Below are 17,828 nucleotides of genomic sequence, written 5' to 3' on the forward strand. Positions count from 1 at the left end.
GCGGACAGCGGAGCCCGAGCGCTGAGCATCCGAACGGCCCGCCGCGCGGGTCAGCTCAGCGCTGGCTCCCACCGACCCGACGCCGTACGGTGTTTCGGAGTCCCCATGACCCACGAAGAGCTCCTCGCACGCATCACCATCGACCCCGGCGTTTGCCATGGGAAGCCTTGCATTCGAGGGCGACGGATCTGGGTCTCGCTCATCCTCGGCATGCTCGAGGGCGGCATGACGGAGCAGGAGATCCTCGCCGAGTACCCGGAGCTCGTGGTCGAGGATATCCGCGCCTGTCTCGCCTACGCCAACGAGCTGACGCGGGGCGGCTTCGTGGACCTGCTCGCCGGGTAGCGCCATGCGGTTCAAGCTCGACGCGAACCTGGGCGTGCGTGGCGCGGCGCTGCTCCGCGCGCGGGGCCACGACGTCGCGACGACGGAAGAGGAGGGTCTGTCGCTCGCATCGGACGCAGCCGTGCTCGCAGCCTGCGCGGCGGAGCAGCGCACGCTCGTCACGCTGGACCTCGATTTCGCGAACCCGCTTCACTATCCCCCGCATCGCTACGCAGGCATCGTGGTGCTCCGTACCCCGCCCCGCGGGACCGTGGCCGACATCGAAGCCGCGCTCTGCGCGCTCCTCGCGGCCAAAGACCTCGTCGACCTGCAGGGCGAGCTCATTGTCGTCGACTCGATCGGGCGGGTGCGGCGGTTCCAGCGAGCCGGCCCGTAGCGTGAAGGCCAGGGCCGCCCAGCGCGCCGCTCGCCGGAGGCCAGCCCATCACCCCGCCCGCGCGTCGCTCACCGCGATCAGCGCCCCGAGCGCCGCCGCGCACACCGTCTCGGTGCGCAGCGTCAGCGCGCCGAGGCGCACGCGCTCGAACCCGAGCGCCGCGCACACGACGAGCTCCTCCGGCGTGAACCCGCCCTCCGGACCGACGGCGAACGCCGCCTCCACGCCCGGCACAAGCGCGGCGAGCCGCGCGCCGAGCGGCGTCTCCGCGTAGGGATCCAGGCACATCCCCAGCGCGCCCCCCTCCGCCGCCCGCGCCTCCGCGAGCGCCGCCGCGAGGCTCATCGGCGCGTCCACCCGCGGCGCGTCCCCGCGGCCGCACTGGCGCGCCGCCTCGACCGCGATCCGGCGCCAGCGCTGGCTCCTGTCCTCGCCCGGCCGCGCCACGCTGCGCGCCGAGATCGCCGGGATGATCCGCGTCGCCCCGAGCTCGGTCGCGTCGCGCACCACCGCATCCATCTTGTCGCCCTTGCCGACCGCCTGGATCCACGTCACCCGCCGGCCAGCCCGCACCGCGGCCGGGCGGGGCGCGTCGATGCGCGCCTCCGCGCTCCGCCGGCCGACCGACTCGAGCGTGGCGTCCGCCTCGACCCCGAGCTCCGGATCGAACACGACGAACCGATCTCCCTCGCGGAGGCGGTGCACCCGCACGACGTAGCTCGCCGCCTCCGGCGGCAGCGCGATCACGCCCGCCGCGATCGACCCGAGCGGCACCCGCAGGATCCCCGGGCCGCTCATCCCGACGCGGACGCCGCGTCGTCCGGCGCGCGGAACAGGAGCGCCACCCAGCCCTCGCCGCCCGCGTCGCCCCGCGTCGCCCCACGATCGCCGCGCGGCGACGCGGGATCCGGCCGGGTCGCGACGTGCGCGAGCGGGCGCGGCAGCGAGGTGTACCGCGCCACGAGATCGTCCCGCTCGCCCTCGAGGATGCCCGACAGGATCAGCCAGCCCCCCGGCGCGAGCACGCGCGCGAGCTCGGGCCCGAGCGGCCGGAGCACCCGCGCCTCGATGTTCGCGACCACCCACGGGAACTGCCGCGTCACCTGCTCGACGACGCCGGCGCTCGCCGCGATGCGGCCCTCGAGGCCGTTGCGCGCCGCGTTCTCGAGGACCACCTCGATCACATCGTCGTCGTTGTCGATCGCGACCGCCCGCTCCGCCCCGAGCAGCAGCGCGACAAGCGCGAGGATGCCGCTGCCCGTGCCCACGTCGAGGATCTCGCGGCCGCGGAGCTCGGCCGCGTGCTCGTCGAGCAGCTCCGCGACGAGCGCGGTCGTCGCGTGGAGGCCCGTGCCGAACGCCCTCCCCGGCTCCAGCAGGAGCACCCGCTCGCCCTCGCGCGGCGCCCCGCGCTCGATCCACGGCGGCACGACCGTGATCGTGGGCGTCAGCGCGAACGGCGCGAAGTGCTCCTTCCACGCGTCGCGCCAGGCGTCGCCCACCACCTCCTCGAGCCGCGCGGCGAGCGGCGGCGAGAGCTCCCCGAGCGCCGCGATCGCCGCCTCCGCCTCGCCGTGTTCCTCGAAGCTCGCGACGAGCGTCACCTGACCCGAGCGCGCGCCGCGCACGAGCGTCTGCTCGTCGCGCTGCTCGACGCCGGTGGCGCCCAGCTCGAAGAGCGCGGCGCCGATCTCCTCGGCCTCCGGCTCGGGGACATCGACTGCAACGAACGGGTATCGAGGCTCCACCTGGCTTGCTCCGTGACGTGCCGCCGGCCTGAAGAGCGGCGGCGGCGCGGCCGGGAGCCTAACGAAATTCGCCCTCCTCCGCTCCGCCGATCGCGCGGAAGTCCTGGAGCGCACGGAGCATTTCCGCGCGCGATCACATCCCCCATCTCCGCCTCATGCGCCCCAGAGCGGCGGTCACCCGCACAGGAGACGGGCCCAGATCGGCGTCTTCGGCGCGGAGGCGTACTCCAGTACGCCGAGCACCGAGGACGCCGAGGTGGGCCCGTATCCGAAGCGGGTGCCCGCCGCTCACCGCCCCACGTAGCGGCGGCGCGCCGGGACCGAGACGAGCACCTCGGAGCGCGCTGGCGGCGGCGGAACGCGCTCGCCGTCGTGGAGCACCATCGCGGTGAGGCGCCCCCCGTAGACGGCGCCCGTGTCGATCCCTGTCGCCCACGCGTGCATCTGCGGCTCGTTGCGCGCGTTGTGGCCGAACACCACGTGCGGCGGCCCCTGGTAGGTCTGGCCCCACAGCGTCTTGCCCCCGCGACGCTCGACCGGCTCGCCGTAGCGGCCGAGGCAGCGCACGTACATCAACGTGTGCGGATCTTGCCGCTCGATCGGCAGCCCGGGGATCAGCCCCGCATGGACGACGCGCAGCCCGTGCTCCGGCAGATCCAGCCAGTACGGCAGCGTCTCGAGCCAGGCCCAGTCGCGCTTGCGCAGCTGCTGCGCGGTCTCCTTCGAGAGCTCCCCCAGCGGCTCGCCGCGAGGATCGCTGCGCCCGGCGCGCCACCGGAGCAGCCGATCCTCGTGGTTGCCCCGCACCGAGATCGCGCCGATCTCCCGGAGCAGATCGAGCGTTCCGCACGGATCCGGACCGCGCACGATCATGTCCCCGACCATGACCACCCGATCGCCCGACGCGAAGCCGACGTGCTCGATCAGCCGCGCCAGCTCATCCCGGCAGCCGTGGACGTCACCGATGAGGATCGTGCGCGGCATCGCACACCCAACGTAGCAGGGACGCCCGGTTCAGGGGGCTCTCCAGGCCCCACGAACCCTCCGAGCTCGGCAGGGCCGCGGCGCCCCTCGTCCAGCGGAGGCGCCTGCCGCAGCCGGGCGCCACGAGCGGCATTTTTTCCTGTAATTGCGGATATTTGGAAATGACCCATCGGCCTCCACCGTCGTTGCCGGGCGGGCGGGCGGGTCGGGCGCTGGGCCCGGCGCGGCGTGGCGCGCCGGCGGCCCCGGTCAGGCGCGTTACGGAGAGTCGATCTTTGCGCGCTTCGGGATGACGACGATCCCGCCCTCGCTGACGAACCACTTCTTGCGGTCCTCCTCGAGGTTGAAGCCGATCTCGGCGCCGGCGGGGATCTCGACGTCCTTGTCGATGATGCAGCGGCGGAGCTTGACGTGGCGCCCGATCTTCACGTCCTCGAACAGCACGCACTCCTCGATGTGGCTGAAGGAGTTCACGCGGACCCGGTTCGAGAGCACGCTCCGATGGATCCGGCCGCCGGAGATGATGCACCCGAGCGAGACAAGGCTGTCGGTCGCGATGCCGACGCGCGCGTTCGCCTCATCGCGGAAGACGAACTTGGCGGGCGGATCGTGGCTGATGCCCGTCCGGATCGGCCAGCGCGGGTTGTAGAAGTTGAACGCCGGCTGGATGCTGACGAGATCCATCTGGGCCGCCCAGTACGCGTCGATCGTCCCGATGTCGCGCCAGTACCCCGCGCCCTCGTCCTCGCCGGGGACGCGGTTCTCGTGGAAATCGTAGACGTAGACGCGGCTGCCGCTCTGCACCATCCGCGGGATGATGTCGCGCCCGAAGTCGTGCGCGCTGTCCTCGGTCGCGGCGTCCTGCTCGAGGACGTCGAGCAGCGCCGGCGTCTTGAAGATGTAGTTGCCCATCGACGCGAGGCACATGCCCGGCCTGCCCGGCATGCTCGGCGGATCCTGCACCTTCTCGTGGAAGGCGAGGATGCGCCCCGCCTCGTCGCACTCGATGACGCCGAAGGACCGCGCCTCCTCCTTCGTCACCGGGATGGCGGCCACCGTCACCTCGGCGTCGCGCGCCAGGTGATCGTGCAGCATCTGGCGCACGTCCATCTTGTACACGTGGTCGCCGCCGAAGATGCAGAGGTGCTCGGGCGACTCGTCCGTGATGACGTGCTGGGTCTGGTAGACGGCGTCGGCCGACCCCTTGAACCAGCTCTTGCCCGTGCGCTGCTGCGCCGGGACGGTCTCGATGAAGCTGTCGAGCATCGGCGACAGGCGCCAGGCTCGGGCGATGTGCTCGTCTAGCGACGCGCTCTTGTACTGCGTGAGGATCTTGATTCGGTGCAGGCCGGAGTTGACGAAGTTCGAGAGGACGATGTCGATGATCCGGTAGCGACCGCCGAACGGCACGGCCGGCTTCGCCCGGTCGTGCGTCAGCGGGCCGAGCCGCCGGCCTTCGCCGCCGGCGAGGATCATCACCAAAACCTTCGACGCTTCGAAAGCGGCGCGCAGGGTCGTCTCGCGCATGGGACGGAGAGGGTACTCGATCGATGTTGCGAGCGCGAAGAGCGGAAACGCGTCCTTCGCGGTTTCGAGGCGACCCGGGGCACCGCCTCGCGGGCGCGCGCGGCGCCTCGCGGGCGCGCGCGGCGGCCTCCCGGGCGGGCCCCGAGCGCCTCCGCGCGCTCCCCCTTCCGGCCTCGCGATCGGGCTGCGTCGACCGGGGTACATCGCCCGCCGCCGCGATGCGCCGCCGCATGGCCGCCCGATGAAGAGAGGGGGACGTTCCCCTTTCTCTTTACGATCTGCTGGCGGCCGTGTTAGCCGTTTCCGCCGCCGCGCGCGCATGCGAGAGGCGCCTGATCCGCACGCGGTGCACCGCTGTCCGGAGGCTACTCCAGCGCTGGATCTTTCCTGCCGGATGTGCCCGCCACGTTGACCTTGGGAGATGCCATGAACGTCCGATTCGGTCGAACCCTCGCCGCTGCCATCCTCCTCGTCCTCGTCGCGGGCACTTCAGGGTGCGGAACGGACGAGCAGCCCTATCAGGCCAAGCCCGCATTCAGCGGCCGGAAGCCGACCCTGCCCGCGGTGCCGACGCTCCCCGCGAAGAACAAGAAGCAGGGCGACGCCTACACGGTGTGGGGCGTCACGCACGATCTCCGGAGCCGCGTCCACTTCGAGGACGTGAACGGCAAGAAGCTCTCGATCATCGGTTACATCGTCAAGACGAACCTCCAGGACGCCCCGGCCTGTGCCGTCCACAAGACGGGCAAGGGCGACCCGCCCGACTGCAAGGCGCCGGTCCCGAGCTTCGCGATCGCCGACGAGAAGGGCGAGACGAAGGACATGATCGAGGTGATGGGCTGGGCCTCGAACTTCGCCCAGATCTACAGCATGATCGAGGCGATCGACAAGGCGCCGCGCGGCAAGGAGACCGAGGCGAAGCTCACCGACGAGTTCTGGGGTCAGGAGATGCCGAACCCGATCCCGGCGGTCGGCGCGAAGGTGAAGGTCACCGGTACCTACGGCGTGACGTTCACGAAGTCGACCGGCGGCGCCGCGGCCAACCCGAAGTACGGCATCCTGTCGGCGGAGCAGATCGAGTACCTCGAGCCGCCGCCCGAGAAGGCCACCCTCCCCGGCATGAAGCGCAAGCCCTGACGCCCCCCGCCACGCCGCGCCCCAGCGCGGCGCCGCTTCAGGTGAGGATGGACCGGATCCCGCTGCCCGGCTCGGCCGCCGCCGACTCGAAGATCGCGTCGATAAGGAGCCGCCGCACCGGCGGATCGTGCGCCTCCCGGGCATCGATGCGCACCAGCGAGGCCGGCGCCTGGCGGATGATCGAATCGAACGACGCCGGCTCGAACCGGTACAGGTCCTCCGTCACGAGGACCGCGTAGGGCTGCGACGCCGCGATCGTCGGCCGGAGCGAGCGCAGATCGCATTCGCGCACAGCGACCCCGAGCCGCGCCCCCACCTCCCGGCACACGGCGACGAACTCGGCAGGACAGCCGGCAACGATCACGAGCGGAATGGGCGGAGCGCTCGGGACCACGGCCATGCGTGGCTTCGTACCGTCCTCCATAGGCGCCTCCACGTAGGCCATGACTCGACTACGCCGGCAAGGGAATTGTTCCAGCAGACACGACGGCGCGCGCGGCCTCCCGGCGCGCTGCCCCCGCGCTCAACGCGCGCCGATCCCTTGCTGCACGTGCCACCCCCGGCCCTCCTCCACGCCGATGAAGCGGATCCGCCCGGACCGCTCCATGTCGTCGACAAGCTCCTCCGCCTCGAGCTGCGAGATGTCGATCCGGTCGCAGAGCACGTCCCGGAACTGCGTCTTGCCCTGCACGTAGTCGGCGTCGATCAGCGGACCCAGCGCGCCGGTCAGGATCTCGGCCGCCAGGTCGAGCGCCACCACGGGCGTGACCACGGTCTCGGCGGTCGTGCGGACGCTCTCGTCCGTCGTCTGGACCGCCGCGTTGCCCATCGTGACGCTGTCGTCCCCGGTGATGAAGGTGCCGTACTCGACGGTGCTCCGATCGGTCGTCATGGCTCCACCTCGTCCGCGCTCGGGCGGGTCCGGAGACCGCGCCCCCACTGGCTTCCTCCCCACGCTATGGAGCGGGGGAGCGCCGACCGGAAGCCGATGTCGAATCGTCCGCGCCGGAGGAGTTGATCCCGGCGACGATTTCAGGCAGCAGCCCGCGGGAGGATCAGGGAAGCTACCGCTCCGGCCAGGCCCATCGGCGGGGGAGCGCTGGGCCCCGAGGTCATGATGTCGTCGCCCGAGGACTCCCCTTCACGCCCGAGCCGCATGGCGGCAATGCGCACGCCCATCCCGAGGGCGCAGGGGCTGATCGCGTTCCAGCTCGTCGGTCGGGTGCTGCTGCACGCGATCCTCGTCGGCGTGACGGCCGGCATCGCCGGCTCGCTGTTCTTCGCCGCCCTCGAGCTCGCCGAGCACGAGCTGCTCGTCACGCTCACCGGCTACGCGCCGCTCCGCGCGAAGGGCGAGTCGGTGCTCTCGGGCGCGCTCACCGGGCCGTTCCGGCCCTGGCTCGTCTTCGTGCTGCCGGCCCTCGGCGCCCTCGTCGGCGGGCTGCTCACGGCGAAGCTCGCGCCCGAGACCCGCGGCGGCGGCGGCGACGCCTTCATCAACGCGTTCCATCAGCTGGGCGGCAACATGCGCCGCCGCGTCCCGGTGGTGAAGGCGCTCGCCTCGATCTTCACGCTCGGCTGCGGCGGGTCCGGCGGGCGCGAGGGGCCGACCATGCAGATCGGCGGCGCGATCGGCTCGATCATCGGGCGCGCCCTCCGGGTGGGCGCGCGCGAGCGGCGGATCCTGCTCATCGCGGGCGCCGCCGCCGGCATGTCGGCCGTGTTCCGGACGCCGCTCGGGGCCGCGCTCCTCGCCGTCGAGGTGCTGCACCGCGACGACTTCGAGGCCGACGCGCTCGTGCCCTCCATCCTCGCGAGCGTCGTCTCCTACTCGGTCTTCATCTACTTCTTCGGCGAGTCGACCCTCTTCGCGCACGCCCCCCGCTACCCGTTCGTCCCGGGGCACCTCCCCCTCTACGCCGCCCTCGCGCTCGTCGTCTCGCTCGTGGCCACGCTGTTCCTCCGGACGCTGCACACGGTGGAGCACACGATGCACCGGATCCGGCTGCCGATCTGGGCGAAGCCCGCGCTCGGCGGCCTCGCGCTCGGCGCGCTCGTGACCCCGCTGATCATGCTCCTCGGTCCGCGCTTCGACCGGCCGGGGCAGGGCTTCGGGCTGCTGGGCGCGGGGTACGGCGCGGCCCAGGTCGCGATCACGGGCGCCTCCTGGATGCCGAGCGGGTGGACGGCGGTGCAGCTCCTTGTCGTGCTGCTCGCCACAAAGATCGTCGCGACCTCGCTCACCGTGGGCTCGGGCGGCAGCGCGGGCGACTTCGGCCCGTCGCTCGTGCTCGGCGCCCTCACGGGCGGGGCCTTCGGGCGCGCGGCGGAGCTCCTCCTCAACGATCCGCGCATCGACCCCGGCGCGTTCGCGCTCGTCGGGATGGGCACGTTCTACGGAGGCATCGCGCACGTGCCGATCGCCTCGCTCGTCATGGTCTGCGAGCTCGCCGGCAGCTACGACCTGCTGGTGCCGCTCATGCTGTGCGAGGGCATCGCCTTCGTGGCGCTGCGGCACAGCACCCTGTACCGCGCGCAGATGGCGACGAAGCGCGAGTCGCCGGCGCACCGGGACGAGCTCATCGTCGACGTGCTCCGCAGCATCCGCGTCGCCGACGTCGTCATCCGCAGCCGTCCCTTCGTCTCGTTCGAGGCGCGGTCGCCCGCCGCGGTCGTCGTCGAGCGCATCGCGGCGTGCGAGTGGCAGGACACCTTCCCGGTGCTCTCCGAGGACGGCAAGGTCATCGGCACCATCGACGCCGAGATCCTCCGCGCCACCGCGACGAGCCCCGAGCTGTCGGGGCTCGCGATCGCGCACGACATGATGACGAGCCCCGCCTCGGTCAGCGAGACCGTGGACCTGCACCGCGCGCTCCAGGTGCTGCTGGAGCTCCGCGTGCGCGAGCTCCTGGTCACCGACCTCGACGGCAAGATCGTCGGCATCCTGGACGAATCCGACATCACGCGCGCCTACCACGACGCCACGGCGCAGCTGGAAGGGTCGCCGCAGTAGGAGCGACGACCGCGTGGCGAGCAGCACGACCAGGAGCTGCACGGCCCCCTGCGCGCCGCGGGCGCCGGCCGAGCGCGTCGCCCGGGGCACGCGCCCCCGAAGAAGGCCAACTTTTCGGCGTCCGCGCCGCCGCGCAGCGAACGCCCGGGCTTCACGAATGCACGCCACGGATGTCCTGGTCGCGCCGCGCGCCCGATCGCGGTGTCGAGCGGCGTCAGGCGCAATGCCCACGAGCAGGGCCTCCGCCGGGTTTCGGGAGTCTCCTGAGGTACCAATCTTGGATTCCACGCAGCGACGGAACCAGAAGCGTGGGGGATACTCTGGTTCATCCCTGGAATTCGATCCGGAGAGCGCGCACGGGAGATGGGCATGCTTGTCGATACGCTCGGAGGTCGGACGGTGCGGCGCAACGCAGAGGTACGAACACGCTCGAGCGCGCCGAACAGCCGCGCGAAGCTCGTGGTGGTCGTCGACGATGAGCCAAGCATCCAGGAGGTCGTGAGCATGATCCTGGAGAGCGAGGGCGGCTACGAGGTGCGCTGCGCCTCGAACGGCGAGGAGGCGCTGGCGCTGCTCGACCAGATCGCGCCGCCGGACCTGCTCGTCGTCGACATCATGATGCCGGTGATGGACGGCTGGGGCCTGCTCACGGCGCTCCGGCACAACGAGAAGACCGCGCGTATACCAGTCATTGTTTCATCCGCGTCTTCAAAACATGACGCGACGAGCCTCGGTGTCGCTCGCGTGCTCCCCAAGCCGATCGACTACGACGCGTTTTTGGCCGCGGTCGACGAGCTCACGCATTGCAGAGAGCGTCAGATCCTCGGCGCCGAGTAGCCCCCCCGTCGCTCGCCGAAGCGCGCTCCAGAAACCGCAACTGGCCCATGGACCTCGAGGGCCCGAAAGCGGTAGCTTCGCGCAAGTGTTGTTAGAGACCCCGGGTGCCGGCCTCTTCGCCGGCTACACTCCTCTCCCCGGCGCCTACGACGAGCTGTTTGGTCCCGGCGGCGCCCCTCGACCCGAGTTCCTGCGCACTGCCACGCTCCTCGGCGCGCTCGCGCCGAACGAGTTCGCGCGCGCGCAGCAGCTCGCGGAGATCGCCCTGCTCAACCAGGGCGTCACCTTCTCGGTCTACGCGGACCAGCGCGGCGCGGAGAAGATCTTCCCGCTCTGCCTCATCCCCCGGCTGCTCTCCGCGGCGGACTGGGCCCACATGGAGCGCGGCCTCGAGCAGCGGGTCCACGCGCTCGGCCTGTTCCTCGACGACATTTACGGCGACCAGCGCATCCTCCAGCAGGAGCGCATCCCCCGCGACCTCGTGCTCGGCTCGGGGCAGTACCTGAAGCAGGTCCACGGCCTGCGGCCCCCGGGCGGGGTGCGCATCCACATCGCGGGCGTCGACATCATCCGCGATCCGGCCGGGACCTTCCGCGTCCTCGAGGACAACCTCCGCACCCCGTCCGGCGTCTCCTACGTCCTGGAGAACCGGCTCATCAGCAAGCGCGTGCTGCCGCACCTGCTCGACAAGGCGCGCGTCCAGCGGGTCGACCATTACCCGGCCCGCCTCGCCGAGACGCTGCGCTCGGTCTCGCCCGTGGACCCGAGCGGCACGAGCGCGGTCGTGCTCACGCCGGGGCCGTACAACTCGGCCTACTTCGAGCACAGCTTCCTCGCGCGCACGATGGGGCTGGAGCTCGTGCAGGCCCCCGACCTGTTCGTCGATCAGGATCAGGTCTTCGCCCGCACGACGCGCGGCCCGCGCCGGGTCCACGTCATCTACCGCCGCATCGACGAGGCGTTCCTCGACCCCGAGGCCTTCCGCCCCGACAGCCTGCTCGGCGTGCGCGGCCTGATGCGCGCCTACGCCGCCGGCAACGTCGCGCTCGCGAACGCGCCCGGCAACGGCGTGGCCGACGACAAGGCCGTGTACCCCTTCGTGCCGGAGATGATCCGCTACTACCTCGGCGAGGAGCCGATCCTCGAGCAGGTCCCCACCTACCTGTGCATGCGCGACGGCGATCGCCGCTACGTGCTCGAGCACCTCGACGAGCTGGTCGTCAAGGCGGTGGACGAGGCCGGCGGCTACGGCATGCTCATGGGGCCGCAGTCGACCGCCGCGCAGCGGGAGGAGTTCCGCGCGCGCATCGAGGCGACGCCGCGCCGCTACATCGCGCAGCACCGGATCGAGCTGTCGACGAGCCCCACCTGGGACCCGGCCTCCCGGGTCGCGGTCCCGCGCCGGCTCGACCTCCGCCCGTACGTGCTGACGGGCCGCGACGGCCCGTGGGTGCTGCCGGGCGGGCTCACGCGCGTCGCGCTCGTGGCCGGCTCGTACGTCGTCAACTCCAGCCAGGGCGGGGGCTCGAAGGACACGTGGGTGCTGAAGGGCCCGTGGGACGTCGATTCGCGGGTCCCGTCGGTGGGCGCCGCGGACCCGGCCCCCGGGGCCGCGAGCAACGGCCCGCCCAGCACCCCGCCACCGCCCGCGCCGCCGCCATCCGAACCCCCGGAGGCCCTGTGATCTCTCGCGTCGCCGATCACTGTTTCTGGTTCGGCCGCTACCTCGAGCGGACCGAGAGCGTGGCCCGGATCCTCGCCGTCACGCAGAACCTCGCGCTCGACACCGAGCTCTCGGAGCCGCAGTGCTGGCTGCCGGTCATCATCGTGGCCGGCCAGAAGGAGCACTTCGCCGCCGAGCACGGCGAGGACGCCGCGGCCGACGGCGAGCTCGTGCAGCGCTACATGAGCTTCGACGAGGACAACACGACGAGCCTCCGCAGGTCGAGCTCCGCGGCGCGCGTCAACGCGCGGTCGATCCGCGAGGTCGTCAGCCTCGAGGCGTGGGAGACCGTCAACGAGCTCCACCTCTGGATGAACAGCGAGCAGGCGCTGGAGGAGTTCAGGTCGAGCCGCTACGCCTTCTACCGGCGCGTCCGGCAGCTCACGCAGCTCTGCCTCGGGCTCACCCAGAGCACGATGCTCCACGACGGCCCGCTCGATTTCATCTGGCTCGGCGTGCTGCTCGAGCGCGTCGGGCAGACCGCGCGCACGCTCGACGTCCACCACCACGCCCTGACGAACCGGGAGCGGCCTGCGTCGGACAGCAACGGCCAGGCGCAGGGCGGCGGCGAGTCCAGGCAGCACCGGGTGGTGGAGACGGCGCTCTGGCTCTCGCTCCTCCGCGCCTGCTCCGGGTTCGAGCCGTTCATGAAGCTGAACCAGGGTCAGGTGAACGCGCAGGCGGTCGCACAGTTCCTCCTCTTCGAGCCCCGCTTCCCGCGCTCGATCCGGCACTGCGTGCACGCGGCGTTCGTGCGGCTCTGCGAGATCCGCCCGCCGGAGAGCGCGACGCTCCCCGGGGGCGAGAGCGTGGAGCGGCTGCACCTCTTGCACCAGTGGGTCGCCGACAGGGCGAGCGAGGTGCTCGACCCGCTCTCGGTCCACGCGGCGCTCACCCATGTGGTCGACGAGACAGCCACGATCTGCGACGGTATCGGTCGCGAGCTGCTCGGTTACGGGCCGCCCGACAGCAGTCCCTCGTTCACGAGCCAGTAACCCGACCCGCCGACGTATCCATGCCGAATCTCCTCGCGATGTCGTTCGAGGGCGAGCTCGCCCCGTATTTCGATCTCCTCTGCCTGCGCCCCGGGGGCAGACTGCCCGACGGCTGGGGCATCGGGTACTATCCGGGCGGAGAGCCGAGCGCCACGGTGCTGAAGGAGCCGGCGCCCCCGCAGGGGAGCATCCGCAGCGAGCTCGTGAAGGCGTGGGAGCACCTCGCGTCGTCGCTGCTCGTGCTGCACATCCGCACGGCGACGTGGGGCAGCATCAACGACGCCAACACGCAGCCGTTCAGCCGGAGCTGGGGCGGGCGCGACTGGCTGTTCGCGCACAGCGGCAGCCTCGTCGACCGGATCGAGGTCGATCCGAAGTCGCTCTTCCAGCCGGTCGGCTCGACGGACACGGAGCTCATCCTGTGCGAGCTCATGCGCTGGATGGCGTCGGAGGGCCTGCGGAGCCTCGGCGAGATCGATCCTGCGGTGCTGCGCGACTGGTTCGACGAGATGAACGAGCACGGCCCGCTCACGTCGGTGCTGGCCGACGGCCGCGACCTCGTCGTCTACGCGGATCGCGATCGCGAGGGCGACGCGTTCCTGTGGGAGGTCCTGCCGCCGTACGAGCGCCTCGAGTTCGGGGACGAGGACCTCGAGGTCGACCTCACCCGCCGGGGGGTCAAGAGCCGCAAGGGCGTCATCGTCTCGTCGGAGGAGCTCAAGGTCCACGCCGGGGCGCACCCGGCGGTCTGGGCGCGCGTCCCTCCGGGCCACCTCGTGGTGCTGCGGCAGGGCGCGCTGCGGGCCACGGCGTCCCCGCGCACCGACCGGCGCCGGCCGTCCCCGTCCGCGCCGCCGCTCTCGTCGCGGCCGGTCCGGCGCCCCAAGCACGCCTCGATCCGCCGCTTCCAGGTCGTGCACCGCACGGCGTACCACTACATGACCGCGGTGGAGCGCAGCACGCACCTCCTGCGGGTGACGCCGGCGCACGACCGGCTGCAGTCGCTGCTCCACAACGAGATCAACCTGTCGGTCGAGGGCAAGCAGCGCGAGTACGACGACGTCTTCGGCAACCGCGCGCGGCGGGTGCTGCTCGAGACGCCGTTCAAGGAGCTCGTCATCGAGTCGAGGTCGCGGGTGGAGCTGCTCGACACAGATCCGCTGAGCTTCCGCCCGCTGCGCGCCCGGTCGACGATCCCGCTCGTGTGGATGCCGTGGCAGCGGCAGATCCTGCAGCCGTTCCTCCTGCCGCCGGAGCTGGCGGAGAGCGAGCTCGCCGAGCTCAGCGAGTATGCGATGACCTTCGTCGAGCGGAACGACTACGACCTGCTCGACACGCTGCTCGACCTGAACGCGTCGATCTACGAGGAGTACGAGTACAAGCAGGGGGCGACGAACCTGTCCACGACGGCGTTCGACGTCTACGCGAACCGCCGCGGCGTGTGCCAGGACTTCGCGAACCTGTTCATCTGCCTGACGCGGCTGCTCGGCGTGCCGTCGCGCTACGTGTGCGGCTACATCTACACGGGGCCGAAGCACGAGAACCACCGGCAGAGCGAGGCGTCGCACGCCTGGGTGCAGGTGTATCTGCCCGAGATCGGGTGGAAGGGGTTCGACCCGACGAACGGGATCCTGACGCAGACCGACCACATCCGCGTCGCGGTCGGGCGCAACTACGTGGACGCGACGCCGACCTCGGGCACCATCTTCGTGGGGGGTGGCGCAGAGCGCCTCGAGGTCGACGTGCGGGTGGAGCCGATCGATTGAGGGAGAGGGCGGCTCAGGGCCGCGTGGCGATCCAGTAGAGGAGCGCGGTCCGGCTGAGGCCGTCGTCGAGCACGGTCTGCTCCTGTGCCTCGGCCCAGGCGGCCTCCTTGTCGACGGTCGCGTGCGCCGCGATCAGGAAGGCGTTCCAGGCGTCCTCCGGTCCGCTCATGGCCGCTTCCATCGCCGGCCAGGTGTCCGTGATCCACGTCTTGGAGAGGAGCGACTCCGAGATGGGCGTGATCGGGAGCATCTGGATGCCATAGACGTACTCCGGGTTCTTCCCGAACCACGTCCCGAAGTCGGCCTTCGTCGACCAGAGGACGCCGACGGCGCCGTTGTCCTTGAACGGCACATCGTAGACGGTGCTGTCCGAGGTGACCTGCCAGTACGTCTGCGCAGAGGCCGTCTCCAGGGCGAGGAGCACCCGGCCGATGTTCTTCACGTCGTCGTTCTCGAGCGCGTCGCCGAGCAGCTGCATGCTGTACCAGGCGTGGACGGCCTCGGACGTCGACTCCTGGTTACGGCCGTCCGCGAACGGGAACAGCCCCGAAGCCCAGGAGTGCCCCCTGTACCAATCCATGCTGCGGAACGGCGTGAAGCTCGTGTCCTTGGTGCTCGGGTTCGCGATGTCGCGGACGAGCCAGAGGGCCTTGTCGCCGTACTCGTCGCGCCAGTCCGCGTCGTACTTCGCCAGGACGGCCGCGGCGTAGAGGAAGTAGCCGTAGTGGAAGTGGTGATCGTTGTAATACCCCTGGCCAAAGTCGGCGGTCCCGTCCGCCAGGCCCTTGGTCGTCACGAGGCCGCCCCAGGTCGTGTCATAGACGAGGGGATTCTCGTTCTCGCCGTTGAGCCACGGGTTGAGGTGCGACTTGAGCCGCGCCCTGAGCTCCTCGGCGAGATCCGCCTTGCCGACCACCTCGGCGATCTGCGCGAGGCGCGCGAGCTTCGCGATCTGCTTGCCCCCGAAATAGGGGTCCGCGCCGACGGTCTCCGGAGTGGGCGTGAACGTCCTGTCCTCCTCGAGGGCGTCCACGAGGGCGTCGCCCCACTCGTCCGAGGCGCGGCGCGGCGCGTCCCAGCCGATCGTGCTGAGCGGGTACACGAGCTCCCAGGTCGCGCCGGAGACTCCCGTCATCTGCCCGATCACGGTCGGATACGAGATGTCTGCGGTCTGCAGCTTGTCGAGGTGCTTCATGTGGTGCGGCAGGGCCATGGTCAGGAGATCGCCCTCCCCTTCCGTCTTCCAGACGAAGCGCACCGAGGCGGTGTCCTCCGTGACCGACGCCTCGATGTCGCCGCCGACAGGGATGACGGCGGCGTGCTCGTCGAGCTCGGCCGCGGCGTTCGGCCCGGGCGCCAGCGCGAGGCGGAGCGAGCCCTCGTACGTCTCGTCAGCCGCCATGGAGAGGGCGTCCCACTCGAGGGTGATCTCGGGGAACGCATAGAGGACCCACGTCTGGCCGTTGTTGAGGGAGATCTCGAATCGATCGCCCGTGACCTCGGTGGGGCTCGTGGACTCGCCGTTGACCGCGGTGATCGCCACGCCGTCGCCGGCGCGCACGGAGGGCCGGAGCCCGGCGTACGTGGTCGTCACGTACGGCATCCCGTAGACGATGGGCGCCGTCATGGTGCCGCCCTGCGCCTCCCACTGCACGGTGACCGAGAGGAGATCGTGCGACGTGACCGCATGGCTGGAGAAGGCCTCGCGCGCGCTGAGGCCGAGGTGCGACACATCGGCCGTCGTGACGGCCGTGCTCTCCACCACGACGGGCGGCCTGGCGACCGACAGCGCCTGTCCGAGCGCCTTGAGGTCGTACGGCGCGGCGTTGATCCGCTGATCGCCGTCGCCGAGCACGAAGTTCATCCAGGTGGCGTTCGTGGCGCGCGGGGCCCTGGAGCCGGCCAGGGCGGCGCCCGGAGCGAGCGGGTGCTCCGCCTGCTCGAACTCCGGCTCGACGGTCGACAGCGCCTTGCCGCGGTCGAGGTCCCACGTCTCGATCGGCACGCCGCCGGAGCCGCCCTCGCCCCCCGCGCCGCCCTCGCCACCGCTGCCCCCGTCGTTATTGACCGGCGGCGGCGGAGGGTCATCGCCGCCGCAGGCGACGATTGCGCCGAGGCAACTCAGCAAAGTGAAAGTCCGTAGCATCGGATGCTTCAAAATCATTCTCCTGCTCCCTCGCTCCAGCGCTCATCGCTCCATCTGATGTGAAGCGGATCGAGAGATGAGCCCTGGCGTCGTGGTATTTTCATCGATCTGCAAGCAACGGAGCAAGATTCTTTCACGAAGCGCGGGACCCGTCCAGCCTGGCGAGCGCGGCCGCCGGCGTGCGGGAGGCCCCCACGACGCCATCAATCAGGCGTTCGCCGGCGCGCACGGCGCGAGTCGGCTACGTCGTTGTCCGCCGGTCGTGATCGGGTCTGCCCGGAGGGAGCTCGCATGAAGGCGACAAAGCGCCGGAATCATGGATGTTTCCCCCCACCTCCCCGCCTTCGGGTCCGGGCCCGGCCGTCAGGCAGCCCCTTATCGGGGCTTGGCAGCGGGCTTTGCGGGCGCCTTGCCGGCGGCCTTCTTCGCGGGCGCCTTGGCCGCGCTCGTCGTGACCGCGCGGCGCGCGGGCGGCGCCTCGGGCGCGCCGCCGCCGCGCACGAGCGCGAGCACGGCGTCGGCGTGTCCGTCGACCTTCACGCCGCTGAAGGCGTGCTTCACCTCGCGGTCGGGACCGATGATGAACGTGCTCCGGATCGTGCCCATCACCTTCTTGCCGTACATCGTCTTCTCGCCGTAGGCGCCGTAAGCGTTGTGCGCGACGAGGTCCGGATCGCTGAGGAGCGTCACCCCGAGATCGTACTTGTCTCTGAATTTCCGGTGACGATCGACGGAGTCGCGGGAGACGCCGAGCACGACGGCGCCGGCCTCGGCGAACGCGTCGAGGCCGGCGGAGAAGGCCTGTGCCTCTCGCGTGCAGCCCGGCGTGTCGTCCTTCGGATAGAAGTAGAGGACGACCGTCTTGCCCTGAAAATCGGCGAGGCCCACCCTCTTGCCGCCGTCGCTCTCGAGAGAGAAGTCCGGGGCACGATCGCCTGCATTCACCATCGCTCGTTCGCTCCTTGTCTGAGCGGGCGCAGGGAGGACTGACCCCCTCCGGCCCCGCGGCGCGCACGATACACGCGACGTCGCCGGCGTACCACAAGGCTGCCCCGGACGCGCGCCCGGGGCGGCGAGGCCTCGGCCCCGGGGGGCGCGGGCGAGCCGGGCCGGGTGGGGCGTGGATCCCGTCCCAGGGCGCCCGCTCGGCCGACCGGGGCGGCGGCGAGCGAGCCGATGTGGAGAGGCGAGCGCTGTCGGGCTGCGCGCGGGCAGGCAGGAGAGCAGCGTC

General features: G+C 71.2%; 16 protein-coding genes. 8 read left to right on the forward strand and 8 right to left on the reverse strand.

The window, feature by feature from the left end; translation table 11 throughout:
• The first annotated feature begins 105 nt into the window (after positions 1-105).
• Together WME75_RS36730 and WME75_RS36735 are read left to right on the forward strand one after the other, a co-directional pair.
• The gene (locus tag WME75_RS36730) at positions 106-345 is read left to right on the forward strand and encodes a DUF433 domain-containing protein (protein ID WP_437480909.1); all 240 of its coding nucleotides are present in this window, start codon (positions 106-108) and stop codon (positions 343-345) included.
• A 4-nt stretch (positions 346-349) separates the two neighbouring features.
• A complete protein-coding gene (locus WME75_RS36735; RefSeq protein WP_437480912.1) occupies positions 350-721 on the forward strand; it encodes a DUF5615 family PIN-like protein in 372 nt (123 codons plus the stop codon).
• A 48-nt stretch (positions 722-769) separates the two neighbouring features.
• Here WME75_RS36735 and WME75_RS36740 read toward each other — a convergent pair whose 3' ends face one another.
• From WME75_RS36740 to glgC, 4 genes are all read right to left on the reverse strand, one after another.
• A complete protein-coding gene (locus WME75_RS36740) occupies positions 770-1,519 on the reverse strand; it encodes an RsmE family RNA methyltransferase (RefSeq protein WP_437480914.1) in 750 nt (249 codons plus the stop codon).
• Positions 1,516-2,469: a 50S ribosomal protein L11 methyltransferase gene (locus tag WME75_RS36745; RefSeq protein ID WP_437480917.1), complete on the reverse strand. Its 954-nt coding sequence runs from the start codon at positions 2,467-2,469 to the stop codon at positions 1,516-1,518. The genes WME75_RS36740 and WME75_RS36745 overlap by 4 nt, the downstream gene beginning before the upstream one ends.
• A 288-nt stretch (positions 2,470-2,757) precedes the next feature.
• The gene (locus tag WME75_RS36750; RefSeq protein ID WP_437480919.1) at positions 2,758-3,453 is read right to left on the reverse strand and encodes a metallophosphoesterase; all 696 of its coding nucleotides are present in this window, start codon (positions 3,451-3,453) and stop codon (positions 2,758-2,760) included.
• Positions 3,454-3,711: 258 nt separating this feature from the next.
• Positions 3,712-4,980 (reverse strand): glucose-1-phosphate adenylyltransferase, encoded by a 1,269-nt coding sequence (glgC, locus tag WME75_RS36755; protein WP_437480922.1) that lies wholly within the window; start codon positions 4,978-4,980, stop codon positions 3,712-3,714.
• A 426-nt stretch (positions 4,981-5,406) separates the two neighbouring features.
• Here glgC and WME75_RS36760 point away from each other — a divergent pair, with 426 nt between their 5' ends.
• Positions 5,407-6,117 carry a hypothetical protein gene (locus WME75_RS36760; protein WP_437480924.1) on the forward strand — a complete coding sequence of 237 codons (711 nt, stop codon included), beginning with the start codon at positions 5,407-5,409 and terminating at the stop codon, positions 6,115-6,117.
• Between the two features lie 37 nt (positions 6,118-6,154).
• On the opposite strand, the gene WME75_RS36765 is transcribed toward WME75_RS36760, so the two are convergent.
• Both WME75_RS36765 and WME75_RS36770 read right to left on the reverse strand, forming a co-directional pair.
• Positions 6,155-6,541: a hypothetical protein gene (locus tag WME75_RS36765; RefSeq protein ID WP_437480926.1), complete on the reverse strand. Its 387-nt coding sequence runs from the start codon at positions 6,539-6,541 to the stop codon at positions 6,155-6,157.
• Between the two features lie 99 nt (positions 6,542-6,640).
• Positions 6,641-7,009 carry a hypothetical protein gene (locus WME75_RS36770; protein ID WP_437480928.1) on the reverse strand — a complete coding sequence of 123 codons (369 nt, stop codon included), beginning with the start codon at positions 7,007-7,009 and terminating at the stop codon, positions 6,641-6,643.
• A gap of 273 nt (positions 7,010-7,282) precedes the next feature.
• On the opposite strand from WME75_RS36770, the gene WME75_RS36775 reads away from it, so the two are divergent.
• The 5 genes from WME75_RS36775 to WME75_RS36795 all read left to right on the forward strand — a co-directional run bounded on the left by WME75_RS36775 (position 7,283) and on the right by WME75_RS36795 (position 14,451).
• On the forward strand, positions 7,283-9,130 hold the full coding sequence (locus tag WME75_RS36775) for a chloride channel protein (protein ID WP_437480931.1): 1,848 nt from the start codon (positions 7,283-7,285) through the stop codon (positions 9,128-9,130).
• Positions 9,131-9,499: 369 nt separating this feature from the next.
• Positions 9,500-9,967: a response regulator gene (locus tag WME75_RS36780; RefSeq protein ID WP_020740151.1), complete on the forward strand. Its 468-nt coding sequence runs from the start codon at positions 9,500-9,502 to the stop codon at positions 9,965-9,967.
• An 85-nt stretch (positions 9,968-10,052) separates the two neighbouring features.
• Entirely contained in the window at positions 10,053-11,651 is a 1,599-nt protein-coding gene (locus WME75_RS36785; RefSeq protein WP_437480934.1) for a circularly permuted type 2 ATP-grasp protein, read from the forward strand.
• Positions 11,648-12,685: an alpha-E domain-containing protein gene (locus tag WME75_RS36790; RefSeq protein WP_437480936.1), complete on the forward strand. Its 1,038-nt coding sequence runs from the start codon at positions 11,648-11,650 to the stop codon at positions 12,683-12,685. The genes WME75_RS36785 and WME75_RS36790 overlap by 4 nt, the downstream gene beginning before the upstream one ends.
• Positions 12,686-12,705: 20 nt before the next feature.
• On the forward strand, positions 12,706-14,451 hold the full coding sequence (locus WME75_RS36795; RefSeq protein WP_437480939.1) for a class II glutamine amidotransferase: 1,746 nt from the start codon (positions 12,706-12,708) through the stop codon (positions 14,449-14,451).
• A gap of 13 nt (positions 14,452-14,464) precedes the next feature.
• Here the strand turns inward: WME75_RS36795 and WME75_RS36800 are convergent, their stop codons facing one another.
• Positions 14,465-16,579, reverse strand: a complete 2,115-nt coding sequence (locus WME75_RS36800; RefSeq protein ID WP_437480942.1) for a glycosyl hydrolase — start codon at positions 16,577-16,579, stop codon at positions 14,465-14,467.
• A 393-nt stretch (positions 16,580-16,972) separates the two neighbouring features.
• Positions 16,973-17,545, reverse strand: coding sequence for a peroxiredoxin (locus WME75_RS36805; protein WP_437480945.1), 573 nt, complete (start codon positions 17,543-17,545; stop codon positions 16,973-16,975).
• Positions 17,546-17,828: the final 283 nt, after the last annotated feature.

Origin of the sequence: Sorangium sp. So ce1014 (genome assembly GCF_051521505.1) — a bacterium.
Classification (GTDB): Bacteria; Myxococcota_A; Polyangia; order Polyangiales; family Polyangiaceae; genus Sorangium.